Consider the following 19,544-nt stretch of genomic DNA (forward strand, 5'->3'; position numbering starts at 1 on the left):
TTCGACCCGCTCGCGGCTGCGCTGCCGGCTGGGCGCCCACGATACACAAAAGACCCCGCTCAGGCGGGGTCCTTCTGCGTCTGGTCTTTTGACGTGTGACCCTTGCGGCCGGCATGGCCGAGATCGCGATCCGGGTCGATGACATCACGGACCAGCTGCTTGAGCTTGGCCGCGTCCGGAAAGCCGCCATCGCGCTTGCGGTCCCAGATCAGCGTTTCATTGCAGGAAATAGTGAAGATGCCGCCAGTGCCGGGCACCAGCGTCACCTCGCCGAGATCGGTGCCGAAAGTCGACAGCAGCTCCTGCGCCATCCAGCCTGCACGCAGCAGCCACTGGCACTGCGTGCAATAAGTGATGCGGATGGCGGGAAGCGCTTTTTCGCTCATGTCAGACCAAGCTCCGCTTATGTCTCTAGCTGAGCTCCGCTCATGCCAGGCTGAGCTTCACTCATGCCGCGCTGAGCTTGGCCATGGTCTCGTCGTCGACTTCGAAGTTGGCGTAGACGCTCTGCACGTCATCGTCATCCTCGAGCGTGGCAACCAGCTTCATCAGCGACTGTGCTCGCTCCTCGTCAACCGGAACATTGTTTTGCGGCCGCCAGATCGGTTTCACCGATTCAGCCTCGCCGAGCGCGCCTTCCAGCGCCTTCGACACTTCGCCGAGATTTTCGAAGGCACAGTAGATTGTATGGCCTTCCTCATCCGACTCCACATCATCGGCGCCGGCTTCGATCGCCGCATCCATGATCTTGTCGGCGCTGCCGGCCGATGCCGGATAGTAGATCTCGCCGGCGCGGTCCCACATGAACGACACCGAGCCGGTTTCGCCCATCGCCCCGCCGGCTTTGGTGAAGGCGGCGCGCACGTTCGAGGCCGAACGGTTGCGGTTGTCGGTCAGCGCTTCGACGATGACGGCGACGCCGCCTGGACCATAGCCCTCGTAGCGCACGGCTTCGTAGTTCTCGGCATCGCCCATCGAGGCCTTGTTGATAGCGCGCTGGATGTTGTCCTTCGGCATCGACACCGCCTTGGCGTTCTGCACGGCCAGGCGCAGGCGTGGGTTCATCGATGGATCGGGCGTCCCGCTCTTGGCGGCGACGGTGATTTCGCGCGCCAGCTTGGAAAACATTTTCGACCGCACCGCATCCTGGCGGCCCTTGCGGTGCATGATGTTCTTGAACTGTGAATGGCCAGCCATGGCACCCCTGTCGTCTTCTCGGCTAGAGCATCCCGAAGCGAAGTGATCTCACCTCGTCTTCTGCAATGCCCGAATTCAAAATTTCAGAGCGTCCCAGGTGCAACTCGTGGAAGCACGGCGTTCTCTGTCGGAATGGCCGGCTTATAGATAAATCGGCTCAATTCGTCCAGCCGTCGCGACCTCAGTGCCCACCGCCCGACTTCGCTTTCCTTCGCCGCCGCGCCAGCATGTTGAGCCCTTCGACCAGCGCCGAAAAACCCATCGCCGCGTAAATATAGCCCTTGGGCACATGGTAGCCCATGCCGTCGGCGATCAGCGTCATGCCGATCATCAGCAGGAAGCCCAGCGCCAACATGACGATGCTCGGGTTCTTGGCGATGAAATTGGCAAGCGGCCCGGCCGCCAGCATCATCACGCTCACCGCGACGATCACGGCGATGTACATGATGGCGATCTCGTCGGTCATGCCGACGGCGGTGATGATCGAATCGATCGAGAAGACCAGGTCGAGCAGCAGGATCTGGAAGATCGCGCCGGCAAGGCTGATCTGCAGCGTCTCGCCCAACATCGAGTCCTTGTGATCGTCGGGATCGACCGTGTGATGGATCTCCTTGGTCGCCTTCCAGACCAGGAACAGGCCGCCGGCGATCAGGATCAGGTCGCGCCAGGAAAAGCCATGGCCGAAGGCAGTGAACACCGGCGCCGTCAACTGGACGATGATCGAAATGGTGGCCAGCAGCACCAGCCGCATGATCAGCGCCGCCGAGATGCCGAGGCGGCGGGCGCGGGCCCTTTGCGCTTCCGGCAGCTTGTTGGTCAGGATCGAGATGAAGATCAGGTTGTCGATGCCGAGCACGATCTCCAGCACCACCAGCGTCAGCAACGCGACCCATGCCGTTGGGTCGGACACGAATTGGAAATGCGGCGCCAGGAATTCGATGAGCTGCATGGAGGTCGTCCCCTACGATCTAGAGCAGTGTCGCCGGCAATTAGGTACTGCGCGCGCCTATATCAATGTCACGACCAGAAGGATGGCGCGGTTTCCTCCAGCCGCGGGCCGCGACGAAACGGCGCGATCCGCTCGGCCAGCCCCGTGCGGTCGGAAATGTCGACGCCGACCCCGCACAATGTCGCTGGTCCGTTGGCTGCCTCGAAACGCCCTTTCGGCACTTTCGACAGGAACCGGTTGAGCGGTTCCTCCTTGTCCATGCCGAGCGAGGAATCATAGTCGCCGCACATGCCTGCGTCGGAAATATAACCGGTGCCGCCATTGAGGATCTGGTGATCGCCGGTCGGCTGGTGGGTGTGGGTGCCGACGACGAGACTGGCGCGGCCGTCGACGAAATGCGCAAAGCACATCTTTTCCGAGGTCGCCTCGGCGTGGAAGTCGATAATCACGGCATCCGCCTGCTCGCCTAGCGGGCAGGCGGCAAGCTCGCGTTCGCCGGCCTGGAACGGATCGTCGAGCTCGGGATGCATGAACACCCGGCCCATGATGTTGGCGACCAGCACGCGCACGCCGCTCCTGGCGATGTAGACCCCGGAGCCGCGCCCGGGCGTGCCCTTGGGAAAGTTGGAGGGGCGCAGAAAGCGCTCTTCGCGCGGCGCGAAGGCGAGAGCGTCGCGCTGGTCCCAGACATGGTTTCCGGTGGTGACGACATCAGCACCGGCCGCGATGGTTTCGCGAAAGATCTCTTCGGTGATGCCGAATCCGCCGGCGGCGTTCTCGCCGTTGACGATGACGAAATCGAGTTTGAAGTCGGAGATCAGGCCAGGCAGCTGTTCCCACACCGCCGTGCGTCCCGTCTTTCCAACCATGTCACCGAGGAAGAGAAGTCTCATATGATCCCGCACCGAAGGTCAGCGAAAGCTGCGTGACGCCAGTGAAAGATCATGCGTCCCTTGTACTTATCTACAATTTTGGCGCGAAGCGACGCAACCCGCTCTCGGTCAGTATTTCCGGAATGATGACGTCGTGGTTCTCATCCGGTACCAGCGCCACTTCCTGGCAGTCGAAGGCAATGCCGATCAGCCGCGGCGGCTTTCCCTTGTCGATCAGCCTGGCGATGGCCCGGTCGTAGTAGCCGGCGCCATAGCCGATGCGATGGCCGCGCGCATCGAAAGCGGCAAGCGGCACCAGCATCACTGCGGGATCGAGCACCTCGGCTTCTTCGTGCGGACCGACCGTGCCGAAGCCCATTTCGACCATCGGCGCGCCGCGCACCAGTTCGCGAAAAACGATGGTGGTCTTGTCGAGAATGGCCGGCAGGCAAAGCCGTGCGCCCTTTTCGCGCAAGGCGAACATCAGCGGCCGAACGTCGACTTCGGAACGCATCGGCCAGAAACCGGAAACGATCTGGCCCGGCTCGACGACGAGGTGATCGCGCGCCGTCTCGGCCATTTCAAGTGCGACCTCCACCCGCCAGAATTCATCGAGCGCATCGCGGCGCCCGAGGGCCTCGCGTCGAAGCTGCTTTTTCAGATCTTTCGAGGATGTCATGCGCCGACGATAGAAAAGGTCAGATTTGGATGGAGTTTTAGGAGCGACGTTTTGGAGGAGCGGAGCGAACTTTTCGTTCGTGAGCACCGCACAAAGCGGCGCGACGACGAAATCCGCCAAATATGGCTTTTTCGATAAGTGACGATCCACACAACCGGTGGAGAGAGCGATCCCGGGAACCTACAAAGTAGGTGGGCGCCGTGTGAGAAAACCCACGGGTCTTCCCAGGGACAGCTCCCTAAGGATCGTTAAGGCCCCGGGGAAAATGTTCTCCTGCCGGGAAGCACAGACCGTCCCAGCCAATATAGGCTCCCGGTCGACCAAGCGCCAGTGAGACGGGCATTCTTTCCGTATCGGGTTCAGGCCCTCGCCGCCGCCAACACCTCACCCTTGCACAGGCTGAGCCGCGTCCTTACGGTCGCGATGACCAACCAAGGAGCAAAAATGCGTTTCGAAGGCACGGCGGCCTATGTCGCCGACAAGGATCTGATGGTGGCCGTCAACGCCGCGATCGCACTGGAGCGGCCCTTGCTGGTCAAGGGCGAGCCCGGCACCGGCAAGACGGAACTCGCGCGCCAGGTGGCGGCCGCCCTTGGCCTCGACCTCATCGAATGGCACGTCAAGTCGACCACCAGGGCGCAGCAGGGCCTTTACGAATATGACGCCGTCTCGCGCCTGCGCGACAGCCAGCTTGGCGATATCAGGTTCAACGACATCAAGAACTACATCAAGCGCGGCAAATTGTGGGAGGCGTTCGCGGCGGGCAGGAAGGTCGTGCTTCTGATCGACGAGATCGACAAGGCCGACATCGAATTCCCCAACGACCTCCTGCAGGAACTCGATCGGATGGAGTTCTTCGTCTACGAGACCGGCGAGACGATCCGTGCTGCCGTCAGGCCGATCGTCATCATCACCTCCAACAACGAGAAGGAGCTGCCAGACGCGTTCCTGCGACGCTGCTTCTTCCACTACATCCGCTTTCCCGACGTCGAGACGCTGCACAGAATTGTCGATGTCCACTATCCCGGCATCAAGCAGAACCTGGTGCGCGCGGCGCTCACCCAGTTCTACGAGATCCGCGATGTGCCGGGGCTGAAGAAGAAGCCGTCGACCTCCGAGGCGCTCGACTGGATAAGGCTGCTGGTCGCCGACGACATCGCGCCGGAGGATTTGCGTGCCGATCCGAAGAACGCGCTGCCCAAGCTGCATGGGGCGCTGTTGAAGAACGAACAGGACGTGCACCTGTTCGAGCGGCTGGCCTTCATGGCGCGAAGGCAGGGCTAGGGCTCTAGCGCTGCGGCAAGCGACGTCACCGGGCGAGGCCCTTACGGGCAGGCCTCGCTCGCGGTCTGAGCCGAAGAATGCCCGCTTGCCGCTTGCGGCGCGACAGCCTTCGCACCGAAGATGATGAAGCTGATGGCGGCAAGGACAAGAACGCCGATCCCGCTATAGAGCATGACCCAGCCAAAACCGTTGACCAGGGCGTCGTGCACGATGGTGCCGGACGGGTCGAGTGTCGCCAGCCTGGGCGCGTATTGCGTCAGGCCATCGAGATTTCCGGTGGCGATCTTTTCCGCCAGCGCGCGCAGTTCATTGGCGTCGAAAGCCGCGCCAAATGCATTTCTGAGATAAGAGGCAATCCCCAGCGTCAGCAGCAGGCCCAGCACCGCAATGTTGATGGCGAGCGTGATCAGGCGCGCGCTGATGTCGATGCCCGAAGCCATGCCGGCGCGATCCGGTGACACCGAGCCGGTGGTGGTGTTGGTGGTCGGTGAATTGGTCAGGCCGATGCCGATGCCGGCAATCAGCGTGCCCGGCAGCATGGTCAGCCAATTGGCTCCCTCCAGCCCGGACCCTATCCGCATGGCGATAAAGCCGATCCCCAATGTCAACAGCCCGAGCGGAATGGCGATCCGCGCCTGATAGCGCGCCCGCAGGCCCTCGGCAGTGGACGACATAAGCATCAGGGGAAGCGTGTAGACGAGCAGCAACAGGCCGGTCGTGGTGCTGTCGTAGCCCAGAACTCCGGAGAAATAGATCGGCAGATAGATGATGAACGGCCAATAGCTGAAATTCATGCCGATGCCGCCCATGATCGCTCCCGAAAACTGGCGGATGCGGAAGACGGAGAAATCGAACATCGGATAGGGACTGATCTTCTCGGCAACAAGGAACGCGATGAAGGACAGTGCGGCCGCAATGGTCACTCCGATGCGGGCGCCCGACCCGAGATCGGCGCCTTGCGTGATCAGATAGGAGAAGCCGAACACCGCAAGCGAAAGCGTCAAGATGCCCGCCCGATCAAGCTTCTGGGCATTTCGATCGCGTGATTCCGTGACACCGGCGCCGATGAAGACCAGCGCAAGGATCGCCAAGGGCACATGGATGAGGAACACCCATTGCCAGCTCGAGAAGGCGACGATCAACCCACCAATGGCGGGGCCAAAACCGAGCCCGATGCCGGAGACGACGCTCCAGGCAACGAAGGCCTTGCCGCGTTCACCGCCATCTTGAAACTGGTGGGACAGCACGGCCACGCTGCAGGTGAACATCGCCCCTCCCGCCAGCCCTTGCAAAAAGCGTGCGACGATCAGAAGCGGAGCACTGGGAGCCAGGCCGCACAGCAGGGAGGCGGCGCCGAAAGCGATGGTGGTGATCACCATCACGCGTTTGCGGCCGAAACGGTCGGCCAACGTCCCCGTCGCCATCAGCACTGTGGTGCAGGCAATGGTGTAGGCGTTCATGATCCACTGCAAATCCCTGAAGTCGGCGGCGAGCACGCTTTCCAGCTTCGGCAGGATCACCGGGACACTTGAGATTTCGAGGCCAAACAGCAGCGAGGCAAGGCAAGCCCCCGCAAGCGCAACGGTGTTTCGGTCAAACCTCATATCGATCACTTTCTGTCGGAGCTGTAGGCAATACTTTTCAAACTGCTGGAGATGACATAGACGAGGCTTGACCATGAAAAAAGGCTATGCTTGTCTATTTCAGAAATGACAAAATGGAATGGCTGGAATGACCACCCTTGATGTCGATGCCGTTCGCACCTTCGTGATGGTGGCCGATCTCAAGAGCTTTACCCGTGCCGCCGCAGCGCTCGGCAGCACCCAGGCGACGATCAGCGTCAAGCTGCGCCGTCTTGAGGAAAAGCTGGGAGCGCGGCTGATCGAACGCACACCGCGCCGCGTCAGCCTGTCGGCAAAGGGGGCTGTTTTCCTCCCGTCAGCGCGCGACTTTCTTGCCGCCCATGAACGCGCAATGGCCGAGTTTTCCGCGGCACCGTGCCGGCTTGCGCTCGGCTTCGTCGATCATGCCGCGGGGCCTGAGCTTTCCGTGCTGATCGCCCAGTTGCATGCGCACGATCCGTCGCTCACGCTCAGTCTGAGGATCGACACCAGCACCGTGCTGAAGGAAGCTTTCGATCACGGCGAGCTCGATGCGGTCATCGTGCACCGCGAAGGCGACAGCCGCCCGGGCCGGACCTTGTCGCGCAACCACTATGGCTGGTTCGCGGCGCCTTCCTTCGAATGGCAGCGCGAAACCCCGCTACGTCTTGCTCTTCTAAGCACCATATGCAGCTGCCCGGACCGTGTGCGGGCAATCGAGGCGCTGGACAAAGCAGGCATCGCCTGGGAGGAGGCCTTCGTCGGCGGCGGCGGCGCAGCCGTCAACATTGCAGTATCGGCGGGCTTTGCCGTCTCGGCGCTGGCCCACCGCGTCGCTCCGCCCGGTCTGATCGAGGTCGGCCGCAAGCTCGGCCTGCCAGCAATTTCTCCTTCCGAAGTGGTCCTGCATTCGCACACACTGGCGCCGCGAGCGCGTGAGGCGCTGCATATGCTGGCGACCGCATTTCGCGAGTACAATTCGCCGATCGTTTAGGCGAAGCTGGATGCGATCTGATTCCATCGCAACGGATCAGGCTTTTGGAGGAACCGGAATGACCGAAATCACCGTGCGCCCGCTGGCGCAGAGCGACCACGCAGACTGGCAGCGGCTGTGGACCGCCTACCTCGCCTTCTACGAGACGGTGCTGCCGCAAGAGGTCTACGCCATCACCTGGAAACGACTGTTCACGGAAGGCGAGTTCGAGCCGAAAGGTTTCATCGCCACGCTCGACGGCAAGGCGGTTGGTCTTACCCACTATCTCTACCACCGCTCCGGCTGGTCGGAGAAAAACAACTGCTATCTGCAGGACCTGTTCGCCGACCTCGACGTGCGCGGCAAAGGTATCGGCGCGGCGCTCATCGAAGCGGTGAAGCAGGAAGCCGGCAAGATCGGCGTCAAGAACGTCTACTGGATGACCCACGAAACCAACACCACCGCGCGCAAGCTCTACGATCATGTCGCGCGGCGGACGGGCTTCATTGAGTATGACCTGCTGTAATGAAATCGCCGGCAGAGCGCACAAGGCTGATCTGGAACGCTGACCGGTTTGAAGCGCTGGAACGCATCCGCGCTGTCTTGCAGGAAAGCGAGTTCCAGCCGCTCTATGCCAGCTACATCGCGTATCTTGAGTTGCGGGAGCGCGGGCTGAGAAAACAATCCTTTGCGCAACTTGATGCTTTCATCGAACAGATCGTTTCGGATCCGTTTGAGGTTCGTCTGTCGGTCGTCCGGCATCTCATCGGCGCAATCGAACGCTACTGGAATCGTTGGCCTGCACCAGACAACTGGCAATTGCCTGAACAAGCATTTCAGCGCCTGATCGGGCCACTCTGGCAGGAGTGGCGGCAGCGGGAACCCGCCAACCCTGAAGCTTGGGTGTATGGTTTTGGCAATCTATCCCATGACGTCGATGGCAGTGAGGTCGCATTCCTGCTGGACCCAACCCATCCACGCTATCAATATGCTCATCTGGATGGTCTGTGTCATCAGCTGAACTACGAACTCCACGAACTCGGGCACATTGGAAGGATTCTGTGTGTCCCGGAACATTTTAGCGAACTGACCAGCTCCGTGTCCGCTGTAGCGGAGGCAATTGGTGACAACATGACTGACGAGGTCACGCAAACGCCTGCGAAATTGAACGAACTGGCGGTTGCCTATCGCAACCACCAGGAGGATAGCGGCACCTTCCTGCGAGAACTCCTGCGGCTCGGCCGCCAGGATCTCGTCGACTTCCCGATATTGCCCGCCAGACGATGGTTTCGCGCCTTGCCGACTTCCCTCTTCGATGGATAGACCATGTTCATCCCCTTCTTCCTCGAACTGAAGGCAGCACGTGTTCCCGTCTCGCTGCGGGAATATCTGTCGCTGCTGGAAGGGCTGGAAGCCGGGCTGGTCGATTATGACGTCGAAGGTTTTTATTACCTCGCCCGTGCGGCGCTGGTGAAGGACGAGCGCCATATCGACCGCTTCGACCAGGTGTTTGCGCATGTCTTCAAGGGCATCGAAGCGCTGGGCGGGCCGGATGCCGTCGATGTCGCCAACATCCCCGAGGAATGGTTGCGCCGCCTCGCCGAAAAGCACCTGACCGACGAGGAGAAAAAGCTGGTCGAGGCGCTCGGCGGTTTCGAGAAACTGATGGAGACCCTGAAGCAGCGACTCGAGGAGCAAAAAGGCCGTCACCAGGGCGGCTCGAAATGGATCGGTACCGGCGGCACCTCGCCCTTCGGCGCCTATGGCTACAATCCCGAAGGGGTGCGCATCGGCCAGCATGAAAGCCGCAACCGCCGCGCGGTCAAAGTCTGGGACAAGCGGGAATTCAAAAATTTCGACGATGCGGTCGAGCTCGGCACCCGCAACATCAAGATCGCACTGAAGCGCCTGCGCCGCTGGGTGCGCGAGGGCGCCGAGGAGGAGTTCGACCTGCCCGGCACCATCCACGCCACCGCCGAGCACGGCTATCTCGACGTGCAGACGCGGCCGGAACGGCGCAACGCCGTGAAGCTCCTGATGTTCTTCGATGTCGGCGGCTCGATGGATGACCACGTCAAGAGCGTCGAGGAGCTGTTTTCGGCCGCCCGCGCCGAGTTCCGCCAGCTCGAATATTTCTATTTCCACAATTGCCTCTATGAGGGCGTGTGGAAGGACAATCGCCGCAGGCATGCCGAGGTGATTCCGACCTTCGACCTGCTCCGCAAATACGGGCCGGACTACAAGGTGATCGTCGTCGGCGACGCCTCGATGAGCCCCTACGAGATCGCCCATCCCGGCGGTTCGGTCGAGCACTGGAATCCGGAGGCCGGAGCCGTCTGGCTCGGTCGCCTGCTGCGGCAATGGCCGAACGCGGTATGGCTGAACCCAGAAAACCCTAAGAATTGGGGCTTTACCCATTCGATCGTGATGATCCGCGACATCTTTGGCGGCCGCATGTTCCCGCTGACCTTGACTGGGCTGGAAGGCGCGACGAAGCAGCTTTCAAGGAAGCATTGAATGGATCGTCAGGAAATGACCTGCTTTCTCTGCCTGCAATGCGGCGTCCAATTCGCGGCGACCGAGACGCCGCCGGAGCACTGCCCGATCTGCGAGGACGAGCGGCAATATGTGCGCTGGGATGGGCAGGCTTGGATCACGCCGCAGGAACTTGCTGAAGGGCATCGGCTTGTGATGAAGGACGATGCCGGCGTGCTCGCCTTCGGCATCGAGCCGCGCTTCGCCATCGGCCAGCGGGCGCTGCTGGCGCAGACGCCGCACGGTAATGTGCTGTGGGACTGCATCTCGATGGTGACCGACGAAGCGGTGGTCGAGATCAACCGCCGCGGCGGCCTGACAGCGATCGCCATCTCGCACTGTCATTATTATTCGGTGCTGGCCTGTTGGAGCGAGGCGTTTGGCGGTGTGCCTATCTATCTCCACGCCGACGACCGCCGCTGGATCATGCGGCCTCACAAGGCGATCGTCAGTTGGGAGGGGGGGACGCTGGCCAGAAACTCTTCGCTAAAGCTCATCCGCTGCGGCGGCCACTTCGCCGGCGGCCAGGTGCTGCATTGGAAACGCGATGGCGGCAACGCCTTGCTATCCGGCGACATATTGCAGGTGACGCCGACCCGCCGCCATGTCAGCTTCATGTACAGCTACCCGAACCAGATTCCGCTCAACGCGACAGCGGTGCGCCGCATCGCGGCGGCACTGGAGTCGTTCCAGTTCGACCATATCTACGGCGCATGGTGGGGCCAGAATGTCATTGGGGATGCAAAAGCGGCATTAGGCACATCGGTCGCCCGTTATCTCGCAGCTATCGGATAAGGTCACGATCGAAAATGCGGGCAAATGCCGTAACAAATGCCTATCTTGGTGCGAATATGAGGTTGCAATCAACAACGAGCCGGCAAGGCTGAGGAGATCAGATGGACACCCACACCTACCCCGTAACCCGTACCGACGCCGAATGGCGCGCCCGGCTGACGCCGGAGCAATATGCCGTCATGCGCGGCCACGGCACCGAGCGGCCGGGAAGCTGCGCCTTGCTCTACGAGAAGCGCGCCGGCACTTTTTCCTGCGTCGGCTGCGACCAGCCCTTGTTTGAATCCAAGCTGAAGTTCGAGAGCGGCACCGGCTGGCCGAGCTTCAACGACCCGGTGCCGGGCTCGGTCGAAAACACCGTCGATCGCAGCTACGGCATGGTCCGTACCGAATGCCACTGCGCCCGCTGCGGCAGCCATCTCGGCCATGTCTTCGAGGACGGCCCGCCGCCGACCGGCCTACGCTATTGCATCAACGGCGTGGCGCTGAAATTCGAGCCGGCGGCTTGAGCCATCCGGGTTCGGCAATACGAGAGGGCGGCTTCGGCCGCCCTTTTTTGTTGGAATATCCGTCGCGCCTCGGGCAGACGATCAGACCAGGATCATCGCCACCAGCCACAGCGTGGCGCCCAGCGTCATTATCCAGGCCTTGGCACCGGTAATCTTTTCGGTAGTTCGCCACACGGCCATGGTCAGGAACAGGCTGTAGGGCACCGACGCGAAATGCACCGCCAGCACAAGGCCGAGCGGCAACTTCAACCCGAGCAGGCCGAGCGCCAGCGCTGATGCGGCGAGGCTGATCGCCGTGCCTACAAGGACAAGATCGCGCCAGAACAGCCGGTCGAGCGGCACCAGCCCTTGCCAGCGTGAGCGAAAGAAGGATCCGACGCCTTTTGGCAACACCTGATATCTACCCCTGTCCCAGGACTTCTGTCACCGCGTGCTCGATACGCGAGCATTCGGTCACCAGCCAGTCGGCCATGGCGGGCCAATTGTCCTCGGCATAACAATTCACCCGCCACATCGAATTGATGCCGAGGCCCTCGCAACTCTGTTCCGGCTTGAGCTTCAGCCTGGCTTCGATCGCCGGCTGGAACGGCTTCAACCGCGACCAGGCTTGCGTGGCGCCGAACTTCTCGTTGCGGCCGAAGAAGACGCCGACATGGTTCTGCGCCGGCGCGACATACATGGAAAGGACCAAGGCGAAGTCGGGCAGCCCGCGCTGCCAGAACCAGGGGCCGCGCCTCGCCATCAGAGCCCTTTCTTCCGGATGCCGCTCGGCGAACAGCGTCCAGAAGCCGCGCTGGCGGAATTCAGAGGCGCGGCGGGCGCCGAAATCGAATTCGCTCATGGCTCAAACCGTATCTCCGGCACCCGCTTCGGTGCCGGGGCCGGCTAGTCTTACACCATGCCGAGTGCGGCCTTGTACAGATTGAGGATGGTTTCCTCTTCCTGGCGCTCGGCCTGGTCCTTCTTGCGCAGCATCAGCAATCGATAAAATGATATTACAACCCCCCGCCCCCGGAGGACCTCATCGGAGCAGCCATCATTCGCCATAAATCGTAGCAAGCCGCGCAGGGCATCGCTCGGCTATTTGCGCAGCCAATTGCACATTCAGTGCGAGACGAACACCGGCAGCGAGAATTGCTCGAGCAGGGATTTGGTCATTCCGCCGAACAAGGCCTCACGGATTCGCGAATGGCTATATGCGCCGGCCACGATCAGGTCGGCGTCCTCCGCAGCGCGCGAAGCGAACAGCGCCTCGATTGCCGACAGGTCGCCGCTGTCCGTCCACCGGTCGGTCTCGGCTTTGACGCCATGGGCAAGCAGATGATCGCGCAGCAATTCGATATCCGTATCCTTTATATCGGCCGGCGGAGCGAACGCGAACACCGTCACTTTCCGCGCTCGGGTCAAAAGGGGCATCGCATCATGCACCGCACGGGAGGCTTGCCCGCTCGGTGACCAGGCAATCACGACTTCTTCCCCGACGGGTCTCGGCCGCCAGTCGCGTGGCAGCAGGATCATCGGCACACCTGCCGACGTCAACAAATCCCCGGGCACCTCAGGCAGGATCATGTCGGCGACCTCACGGTGGGGCTGGGTGGCAATCACCAGGTCTGCATAGGGTGTATAGTAGTTCTTCCATTCCTGGGAGGTACGATCCGCGACCTTGAAGCGAACGTCGACACCAAATCGGTTCGCACTGGCGTGAAATGTCTCTTCAAGCGATTTCGCGCGTTCAGACCACTCGCCGGCGAAAGCTGCAGCGGAGTCGACGTCGACGCCAGTCAATCTTGCGCCGTGTGCTTTTGCCAGCGAGAGAGCAAAATCCACCCGCGCCGCGTTTCCGACGGAACCGTCGAGGAACACCAGGATATCTTTGTAGCCCATGTGACGCCTTCTCCCGTTTGCCGGCTGTTTCCGAGCAAGTCCCATCCAAGCGCGATGGGCGCAGCCGCGCTTTGAGGCGGATCAAACCGGCCGCACGTTTCGTGTTACTCTCGCCGCGGCAAAAACGTCACCCAGACGCCGACAGTCGCAGGCAGAATTGATCTGGCACAAGGTGACCGGCGTGGCGCCCCCATAATGAATTCTGAGATTTCAGTCTTCGAGGCCGCCATGCTGCAGACCAACACCGATTTGCGTCCCGAGATGTCACACAAGCCGAACATATCGGCGGCCAGACATTTCGTCTGGCTTCACAAATGGCTGCTTGGCGGGCTGGTCCTGCTGGCGGTCGCCCTTGCTCTGGCGCTGGCCCGCTGGCTGGTCGGTCCTGAAGTCGTCGTCTATCCTGTGATCCGTGGCGACCTCCTAAGAACCGTCGTGGCAAGTGGCCACGTCGAGACACCCTACCGCGTCAATATTGGAAGCCAGGTTACCGGTACGGTTGAAGATGTGCTCGTCGAAGAAGGGCAAGCGGTCAATCAAGGTCAGCCGCTCATTGTGCTCGAGTCGAGCGAATTGAAGTCCGCGGTCGTTGAAGCGCAGGGCGCAGCTGAACAGGCGGAGGCCCGGATGCGGCAGATGCGCGAGTTCACGTTGCCGGCAGCGCAGGAAGCGCTGAAGCAGGCGCAGGCGACGCTGGTCAATGCCCAAGCCGCCTATCAAAGAGCTGAGCAACTTTCCAAGACAGGTTTCGGCACACGCGAGTCGCTGGACGCGGCAACCAGGGATCTCGACGTCGCGCGCACCCAGGTCCGCACGGCCGAGCTCGGAGTCTATACCGCGCAGCCCGGTGGCAGCGACTACGTGATGGCACAGACCCAGCTTAATCAAGCGCGGGCCAATATCGTCACGGCGCAAGCGCGCCTTGGCTATGCCACCATCACCGCGCCGCGAGGCGGAACCCTCATCACACGCAATGTCGAACGGGGCGCCGTGGTTCAGCCCGCAAATGTGCTCCTCGTGCTCGCGCCCGCCGGTGATATCCAGCTGGTGCTTCAGATCGATGAGAAGAACCTGGGGTTGCTTCGGGTGGGTCAGGACGCATTGGTTTCAGCGGACGCCTATCCCGACCAGCGCTTCAATGCCCAGGTGTCCTACATCAACCCATCGGTCGACATCACACGTGCATCGGTGGAGGTGAAACTCACCGCCGCGTCCCCGCCAACCTATCTGCGCCAGGACATGACCGTCTCGGTGGATGTCGAGATCGACGAGCGCGCATCGACCCTGATCGTTCCGGCGCGAGTGGTGCATGATCCCACATCCGCTTCACCTTGGGTTCTTGTCGTCCGCGACGGCCGGCCGCGCGAACAGGCGGTTCGAACCGGCCTGCGCACGAGTGACCGGATAGAGGTCCTAGACGGACTTTCGCAGGGAGAACTCGTTGTTCCCGTCGCCGCCGGCGTCAGGGCTGGCCAGCGCATCAGGCCGGTGGCATCATGAAGCCATGGCTGACATTTGCGTGGATCGCGGCACTCCGGTTCCTCGCTGAAGGACGAATGCAATCGGGATTCATCCTCAGCGGCATCGCCATCGGCGTCGGTGTGATCGTGTTCATGTCGGCCATGCTGACGAGCGTCCAGACCAATTTCACCAACCGTGTGCTCACCTCGCAGCCACAGATCCAGCTTCTGGCACCACAGGAGGTCGCCCGGCCGCTGAGATTGCATGATGATGGAGTAATCGAGGCCGCAATCGTTCAGCAACCGACGCAACGCATCCTCTCCATCGATCAGTGGCAAACGATCCTGGCCACGATGAGGGCGCGACCGGATGTGGTGATCGCATCGCCTACCGTGTCGGGTTCCGCGCTTGCGGTGCGCGGCGACGCCAGCCGCAGTGTCGGCATCTTTGGAATGGAGCCGGACAGCTATTTCCGCATAGTGCGTGTGCCGGACTATATCGTCGCCGGCAATTCAGACCTTGGCTCCGACGACATTCTCGTCGGCCTCGAACTCGCCAAGGATATCGGCGCCACGATCGGTGACAAGGTCAACGTAGCCACCGCCGCGGGCGGCAGCCGAACCCTGACAATCAGAGGGATATTCGATCTCGGCAACAAGGGCGCGAACGAGCGCAACGCGTATGTGGCACTTCGGACAGCTCAAAGCCTGCTCGGCCTGCTTGGCGGCGTGACGACAATCGATCTCACCGTCACCGACGTCTATGCGGCGGAGACCATCGCACAGGACATTCAGGCGACGCTGCCGGTAGAGGCCGACAGCTGGATCAAGACCAACGCCCAATTCTTCACCGCGATCCGCGCCCAGAACCTCTCCAGTGCGCTGATCCGCATCTTTGTCGGGCTCTCGGTGGCATTCGGCATTGCGGCCGTGCTGGTGGTGTCCGTGCTTCAGCGGTCCAAGGACATCGGCATTCTTCGCGCCATGGGATGCGGACGCGGACAGATACTGAGGGTCTTCCTGATCCAGGGCGGCGTCCTCGGATTCGTCGGCTCGCTTGCCGGATCAGCCATTGGTGCAGCCGCTCTCATGGTGTGGCATCGCTATGCACGCCAGGCCGACGGCTCCGAACTGTTCCCGCTTTATATCGAGCCAAGCCTGTTCGTATCTTCGGCGGCACTTGCGACGATTACGGGGGTGATCGCCGGCATCGTGCCGGCGCTGCGCGCCGCGAGCCTTGATCCGGTGGATGCCATCCATGGCTGATCTGCTTGCTCTCGAGGGCATTCGCAAATCGTACAATGTAGGCACCCCGGTCGAGACCGAAGTGCTACACGGCATAGACGTCACCATACGACCGGGCGAGTTCGTGGCGCTGATGGGGCCTTCCGGATCGGGCAAGAGCACGCTGCTCAACATCATTGGGCTGCTCGATCGCCCGACCTCCGGCCGGCTGTCGATCCACGGCGAGGACACGACACAGCTGTCGGAAGCGTCCTTGACCAGCCTGCGTGGCCATACGATCGGCTTCGTGTTCCAGTACCATTATCTGATCTCCGCCTTCACCGCACGGGAGAACGTGATGATGCCGATGCTGGTGGACCATGGCCGGCCAGACGCCGCGATGGAACAGCGCGCCGACGAACTGCTGGATTGGGTCGACCTCGGTAAGTGGCGCAACAATCGAGCATTGAACATGTCGGGCGGTCAGCAGCAACGCGTAGCCATCGCACGTGCGTTGGCGATGGATCCTGCGCTGCTGCTCGCCGATGAACCGACCGGCAATCTCGACACCGTCTCGGCCGATGCCGTCTTCGATCTGATGCGGCGCTTCAACACGGAGCGTGGGACGACCTTCCTTATCGTCACCCACAATCACGATCTCGCTGGCCGTTGCGACCGCATCATCCAGGTCGTCGACGGCAGGATTACGCAAGACCAGGATCGTCGGGTGAAGGCCAAATGAGACCAAGGCACAGAGCACGCGATACGTACGGTGAGATGACAATTGGCTGTCGTGGGATTTTGCATGCCTCGTAACCACCCGCCCGCCACAAATGGTCTTATGGCCTGATGGTTATTTCGGCCGCGCCCTTGCCATACAGTCTGACCAGTTCGAAGAGGCGACGCGCATTAGCGGGGTGAAGCCGCACGCAACCGTGAGATACGGGACGCCCAAGTTTGCCGATCTCGTTCGTGCCGTGGATGGCATATCCGCCGCGAAAGAAAATCGAATATGGCATCGGCGATAAATCATACCGCGTTGAAAACCACATCCGCTCAAGCCTTACCGGGTGAAAGAGCCCGATTGGCGTCCGGTAGCCTCGCCGCGCCGTGGAGACAAGCCAGCTGTAGCGATTTTCGCCGCCCACTTCGACCATCATTCTTTGCTCTGAAAGGTCGATCAGAACTTCGACTTTTGCGGCAAATGCATCCGTAGCGGGGAAAAATGCAAACAACAGGGCCGCGAGGGCAAACCTAATGCGCAATGTCTTTCCTCTGCAGAAGACGACACAATCATGGAACTCTCTTCTTATTGATTTTCCTGCGCGAACGATTTGATCTACATCACGGCCATGTTCAGAGGCCCGTTTGCACTGAACTTGGGAACGCTATGCCAGCTTCGTTTCGATTGACGTCGGCTAGTACCGTGGCACTGCGAACGCCTCCCTGTCAGTTGCCGAGGTGGGCTGGGGATGCCTGGCTGAGCAACACCCCGTAAGAATGTGGCGTGTCGGCTAGGATGCAACCTCGCCTTTGACTCTTATGGGGATGTCGGCGTGTTGAGTACCCATTGGCCAACAAACCCTGCGGAGTAGCCCCTCTTCGTCGTCGATGATCCAAGCTCGTCCATATGATGCCGATCAATGCGGCGATGGATCAGCAGCGCTAGGTGGATCGGTGACAAATCTCCCGGGGACTGCGGCTTCGATGAATATATTGATGCTCACGAATACCTTCACCCCTTATATTGGCGGCGTAGCCAATAGTGTCACTTGGCTTGCCGAAAATCTGCGGGCGGCCGGCCATCGGGTTCTGATCATCGCGCCCGAGTTTGACGGCGCACCAGAAGATGAAATCGACGTACTGCGAATTCCGGCTCTTCAGCGCTTCGGAGGCAGCGATTTCTCGGTGCCGATCCCGCTCAGTCGCTCGCTCGACGAGGCCTTGGGCGTCTTCCAACCCGACATCGTGCATTCCCATCACCCATTCCTTCTGGGCGACACGGCTCTTCGCGTATCGGCCACGCGCGACCTGCCGATCGTATACACGTACCATACCCGGTACGAACTCTATGGGCATTACGTTGCGCAGGATTCGCCAGCTCTCAAACGGCTCGTTCTTAGCCTGGCTCTCGGCTATTGCGATCTTTGTGACGCCGTCATCGCGCCAAGCCAAAGCATGGCGCAGTTTCTCACAGAACATGGCGTCAAGACACCTGTAACCGTGGTGCCCACAGGAATTGATGCTACCCGGTTCGACCATGGCGACGGCAAGCGCCTGCGGTCTGCCAGCGGGATTCCGAGCGATGCCTTTGTTGTTGGTCACGTCGGGCGCCTGGCGCCTGAGAAAAATCTCGAATACCTGACTGAAGCCGTGAAACAATTCCTGACCTCTCACGCAGGTGCTCATTTCCTTGTTGTGGGCTGCGGAGAGACAATGGCGCACATCCAGGACACTTTGACCGGAGCAGGCTTAGGCAGCCGGGTCCATCTGGTGGGCGCGCTTACGGGGACAGAACTTGCCGACGCATATGCGGCAATGGATGTCTTTGCATTCTCCTCGCATTCCGAAACGCAAGGCCTCGTCCTCGTCGAGGCGATGGCGGCTGGTATCCCCGTTGTAGCGCTGGACGCCCCTGGTGCTCGTGAGGTTGTGACCGACAGCCGCAACGGACGGCTCCTTCCAGCCAACTCGCCCGCCGATCATTTTGCGCATGCGCTCCATTGGGTGGTCGGTCGCAGTGTCGCCGAACGAAAGACGCTACGAGAAGCGGCAATCCAGACGTCGAAGCGCTTTTCCAACGATGCAACCACAAAAATGGCGTTGACACTTTATGCATCCGTGCTGAAGGCGCACAGGGCAGCGAGAGCGAGCAAAGACAACAACTGGCAGGCCGCAAAGCGCGGCCTTGGCGAGGAATACAAAATTCTTCGAAACCTCGCGCACGCGATCGGTGAGGCTGTCCTGACATCGGCGTCGTAATGGCGGACGCTGCATTCATAAGCAAATGAGCACTCCGTTGCATCGTGAAAAGCCTGATCAGGAACGGCGGTCCCGCAGGATAATGCGCGCTTGTCGCGATGCGGCCACAAGCATCGGTGCAGAGGTGATCCTGAGAGTGTGGTCTGCCTTATGGCGAAAGAATACCGAGCAGATTCTACTCCTCGACCGGCTGTTGGCAGAAGGGGCCCCAGTGCTGGCTCTGTTTTGGCATGGCAAATACTTCCCCCTGTTTGCTCTGGCTGAGGGGCGCCACGCGACAGTTTTCGTTGGTCAGTCATTTCGGGGAGAAGTCATCGCTCCGCACATTCTCATAGGGGTGACGCTTGCAAATTTATGGCTGAACACCTCTCGGCAACAAAATTCGGGGTGATTGCAGTGGACGGACCACTGGGCCCTTATCACGAGGTGAAGCCAGGCACGGTCCGATTGGCGTCGCAACTTCAGTTCTTGATCGTTCCGGTCTAAGTTGCGAGTGATCCCAAATGCGTCATGGCGAGCCGATGGGACCAGCGAGAATTGCCTCACCCGCTTGCGACCGTAGGGCATGTCCGTCGGTGAGCCAATGTGGATACCAAAGGGGCT

21 protein-coding genes, 1 other RNA gene and 1 pseudogene are annotated in these 19,544 nt (G+C 61.0%); 11 read left to right on the plus strand and 12 right to left on the minus strand.

All coding sequences use genetic code 11. From position 1 onward, the window contains the following. Nucleotides 1-59 precede the first annotated feature (59 nt). The 6 genes from ASD99_RS26255 to ssrS all read right to left on the minus strand — a co-directional run bounded on the left by ASD99_RS26255 (nucleotide 60) and on the right by ssrS (nucleotide 3,992). On the minus strand, nucleotides 60-386 hold the full coding sequence (locus tag ASD99_RS26255; protein ID WP_056586420.1) for a SelT/SelW/SelH family protein: 327 nt from the start codon (nucleotides 384-386) through the stop codon (nucleotides 60-62). A gap of 61 nt (nucleotides 387-447) precedes the next feature. Then, nucleotides 448-1,197 (minus strand): YebC/PmpR family DNA-binding transcriptional regulator, encoded by a 750-nt coding sequence (locus ASD99_RS26260; RefSeq protein ID WP_056586417.1) that lies wholly within the window; start codon nucleotides 1,195-1,197, stop codon nucleotides 448-450. 181 nt (nucleotides 1,198-1,378) lie between these two features. After that, complete coding sequence (locus ASD99_RS26265; RefSeq protein WP_056586414.1) at nucleotides 1,379-2,146, minus strand: TerC family protein; 768 nt, start codon at nucleotides 2,144-2,146, stop codon at nucleotides 1,379-1,381. A gap of 68 nt (nucleotides 2,147-2,214) precedes the next feature. Beyond that, a complete protein-coding gene (locus ASD99_RS26270) occupies nucleotides 2,215-3,039 on the minus strand; it encodes a YmdB family metallophosphoesterase (RefSeq protein WP_057145367.1) in 825 nt (274 codons plus the stop codon). A gap of 70 nt (nucleotides 3,040-3,109) precedes the next feature. After that, nucleotides 3,110-3,697 (minus strand): 5-formyltetrahydrofolate cyclo-ligase, encoded by a 588-nt coding sequence (locus tag ASD99_RS26275; RefSeq protein ID WP_056586876.1) that lies wholly within the window; start codon nucleotides 3,695-3,697, stop codon nucleotides 3,110-3,112. 139 nt (nucleotides 3,698-3,836) lie between these two features. Beyond that, nucleotides 3,837-3,992: non-coding RNA, 6S RNA (gene ssrS / locus ASD99_RS32785), on the minus strand. A 149-nt stretch (nucleotides 3,993-4,141) separates the two neighbouring features. Between ssrS and ASD99_RS26280 the strand changes: the two genes are divergently transcribed. After that, on the plus strand, nucleotides 4,142-4,981 hold the full coding sequence (locus ASD99_RS26280) for an AAA family ATPase (RefSeq protein ID WP_057145368.1): 840 nt from the start codon (nucleotides 4,142-4,144) through the stop codon (nucleotides 4,979-4,981). A 41-nt stretch (nucleotides 4,982-5,022) separates the two neighbouring features. On the opposite strand, the gene ASD99_RS26285 is transcribed toward ASD99_RS26280, so the two are convergent. Then, nucleotides 5,023-6,585 (minus strand): MFS transporter, encoded by a 1,563-nt coding sequence (locus ASD99_RS26285; RefSeq protein ID WP_057145369.1) that lies wholly within the window; start codon nucleotides 6,583-6,585, stop codon nucleotides 5,023-5,025. Nucleotides 6,586-6,712: 127 nt separating this feature from the next. Here ASD99_RS26285 and ASD99_RS26290 point away from each other — a divergent pair, with 127 nt between their 5' ends. The 6 genes from ASD99_RS26290 to msrB all read left to right on the plus strand — a co-directional run bounded on the left by ASD99_RS26290 (nucleotide 6,713) and on the right by msrB (nucleotide 11,391). After that, nucleotides 6,713-7,576: a LysR family transcriptional regulator gene (locus ASD99_RS26290; RefSeq protein WP_057145370.1), complete on the plus strand. Its 864-nt coding sequence runs from the start codon at nucleotides 6,713-6,715 to the stop codon at nucleotides 7,574-7,576. 58 nt (nucleotides 7,577-7,634) lie between these two features. After that, nucleotides 7,635-8,081: a GNAT family N-acetyltransferase gene (locus ASD99_RS26295; protein WP_057145371.1), complete on the plus strand. Its 447-nt coding sequence runs from the start codon at nucleotides 7,635-7,637 to the stop codon at nucleotides 8,079-8,081. Beyond that, nucleotides 8,081-8,878 (plus strand): hypothetical protein, encoded by a 798-nt coding sequence (locus ASD99_RS26300; protein WP_057145372.1) that lies wholly within the window; start codon nucleotides 8,081-8,083, stop codon nucleotides 8,876-8,878. The genes ASD99_RS26295 and ASD99_RS26300 overlap by 1 nt, the downstream gene beginning before the upstream one ends. Before the next feature lie 3 nt (nucleotides 8,879-8,881). Next, on the plus strand, nucleotides 8,882-10,072 hold the full coding sequence (locus ASD99_RS26305) for a vWA domain-containing protein (protein ID WP_056586402.1): 1,191 nt from the start codon (nucleotides 8,882-8,884) through the stop codon (nucleotides 10,070-10,072). Between the two features lie 15 nt (nucleotides 10,073-10,087). Further along, nucleotides 10,088-10,885, plus strand: coding sequence for a hypothetical protein (locus tag ASD99_RS26310; protein WP_057145419.1), 798 nt, complete (start codon nucleotides 10,088-10,090; stop codon nucleotides 10,883-10,885). 101 nt (nucleotides 10,886-10,986) lie between these two features. Then, entirely contained in the window at nucleotides 10,987-11,391 is a 405-nt protein-coding gene (gene msrB / locus ASD99_RS26315) for a peptide-methionine (R)-S-oxide reductase MsrB (RefSeq protein ID WP_013529102.1), read from the plus strand. A gap of 81 nt (nucleotides 11,392-11,472) precedes the next feature. On the opposite strand, the gene ASD99_RS26320 is transcribed toward msrB, so the two are convergent. The 4 genes and pseudogenes from ASD99_RS26320 to ASD99_RS26330 form a co-directional block, all read right to left on the minus strand. Beyond that, a complete protein-coding gene (locus tag ASD99_RS26320; RefSeq protein WP_056586392.1) occupies nucleotides 11,473-11,784 on the minus strand; it encodes a hypothetical protein in 312 nt (103 codons plus the stop codon). Between the two features lie 7 nt (nucleotides 11,785-11,791). Further along, nucleotides 11,792-12,232, minus strand: coding sequence for a hypothetical protein (locus tag ASD99_RS26325; RefSeq protein WP_056586390.1), 441 nt, complete (start codon nucleotides 12,230-12,232; stop codon nucleotides 11,792-11,794). A 50-nt stretch (nucleotides 12,233-12,282) separates the two neighbouring features. Beyond that, nucleotides 12,283-12,372: pseudogene (locus ASD99_RS34995) on the minus strand (GapR family DNA-binding domain-containing protein); the annotation flags it as partial. A 123-nt stretch (nucleotides 12,373-12,495) separates the two neighbouring features. Next, nucleotides 12,496-13,275: a universal stress protein gene (locus ASD99_RS26330; protein WP_057145373.1), complete on the minus strand. Its 780-nt coding sequence runs from the start codon at nucleotides 13,273-13,275 to the stop codon at nucleotides 12,496-12,498. Nucleotides 13,276-13,536: 261 nt separating this feature from the next. Here ASD99_RS26330 and ASD99_RS26335 point away from each other — a divergent pair, with 261 nt between their 5' ends. Genes ASD99_RS26335 through ASD99_RS26345 form a run of 3 tightly spaced genes read left to right on the plus strand, consistent with a single transcriptional unit; the run spans nucleotide 13,537 to nucleotide 16,701 of the window. Beyond that, nucleotides 13,537-14,775: an efflux RND transporter periplasmic adaptor subunit gene (locus tag ASD99_RS26335; RefSeq protein WP_156389086.1), complete on the plus strand. Its 1,239-nt coding sequence runs from the start codon at nucleotides 13,537-13,539 to the stop codon at nucleotides 14,773-14,775. Continuing rightward, the gene (locus ASD99_RS26340) at nucleotides 14,772-16,001 is read left to right on the plus strand and encodes an FtsX-like permease family protein (RefSeq protein WP_056586384.1); all 1,230 of its coding nucleotides are present in this window, start codon (nucleotides 14,772-14,774) and stop codon (nucleotides 15,999-16,001) included. Before ASD99_RS26335 ends, ASD99_RS26340 begins: the two co-directional genes overlap by 4 nt. Then, the gene (locus ASD99_RS26345; RefSeq protein WP_056586381.1) at nucleotides 15,994-16,701 is read left to right on the plus strand and encodes an ABC transporter ATP-binding protein; all 708 of its coding nucleotides are present in this window, start codon (nucleotides 15,994-15,996) and stop codon (nucleotides 16,699-16,701) included. The genes ASD99_RS26340 and ASD99_RS26345 overlap by 8 nt, the downstream gene beginning before the upstream one ends. A 97-nt stretch (nucleotides 16,702-16,798) precedes the next feature. Here the strand turns inward: ASD99_RS26345 and ASD99_RS26350 are convergent, their stop codons facing one another. Continuing rightward, nucleotides 16,799-17,224 carry a L,D-transpeptidase gene (locus ASD99_RS26350; protein ID WP_057145374.1) on the minus strand — a complete coding sequence of 142 codons (426 nt, stop codon included), beginning with the start codon at nucleotides 17,222-17,224 and terminating at the stop codon, nucleotides 16,799-16,801. Between the two features lie 454 nt (nucleotides 17,225-17,678). Here ASD99_RS26350 and ASD99_RS26355 point away from each other — a divergent pair, with 454 nt between their 5' ends. Continuing rightward, a complete protein-coding gene (locus ASD99_RS26355) occupies nucleotides 17,679-18,941 on the plus strand; it encodes a glycosyltransferase (RefSeq protein WP_200951044.1) in 1,263 nt (420 codons plus the stop codon). Nucleotides 18,942-19,544 lie beyond the last annotated feature (603 nt).

This window comes from Mesorhizobium sp. Root695, assembly GCF_001428185.1.
Classification (GTDB): domain Bacteria; phylum Pseudomonadota; class Alphaproteobacteria; order Rhizobiales; family Rhizobiaceae; genus Mesorhizobium.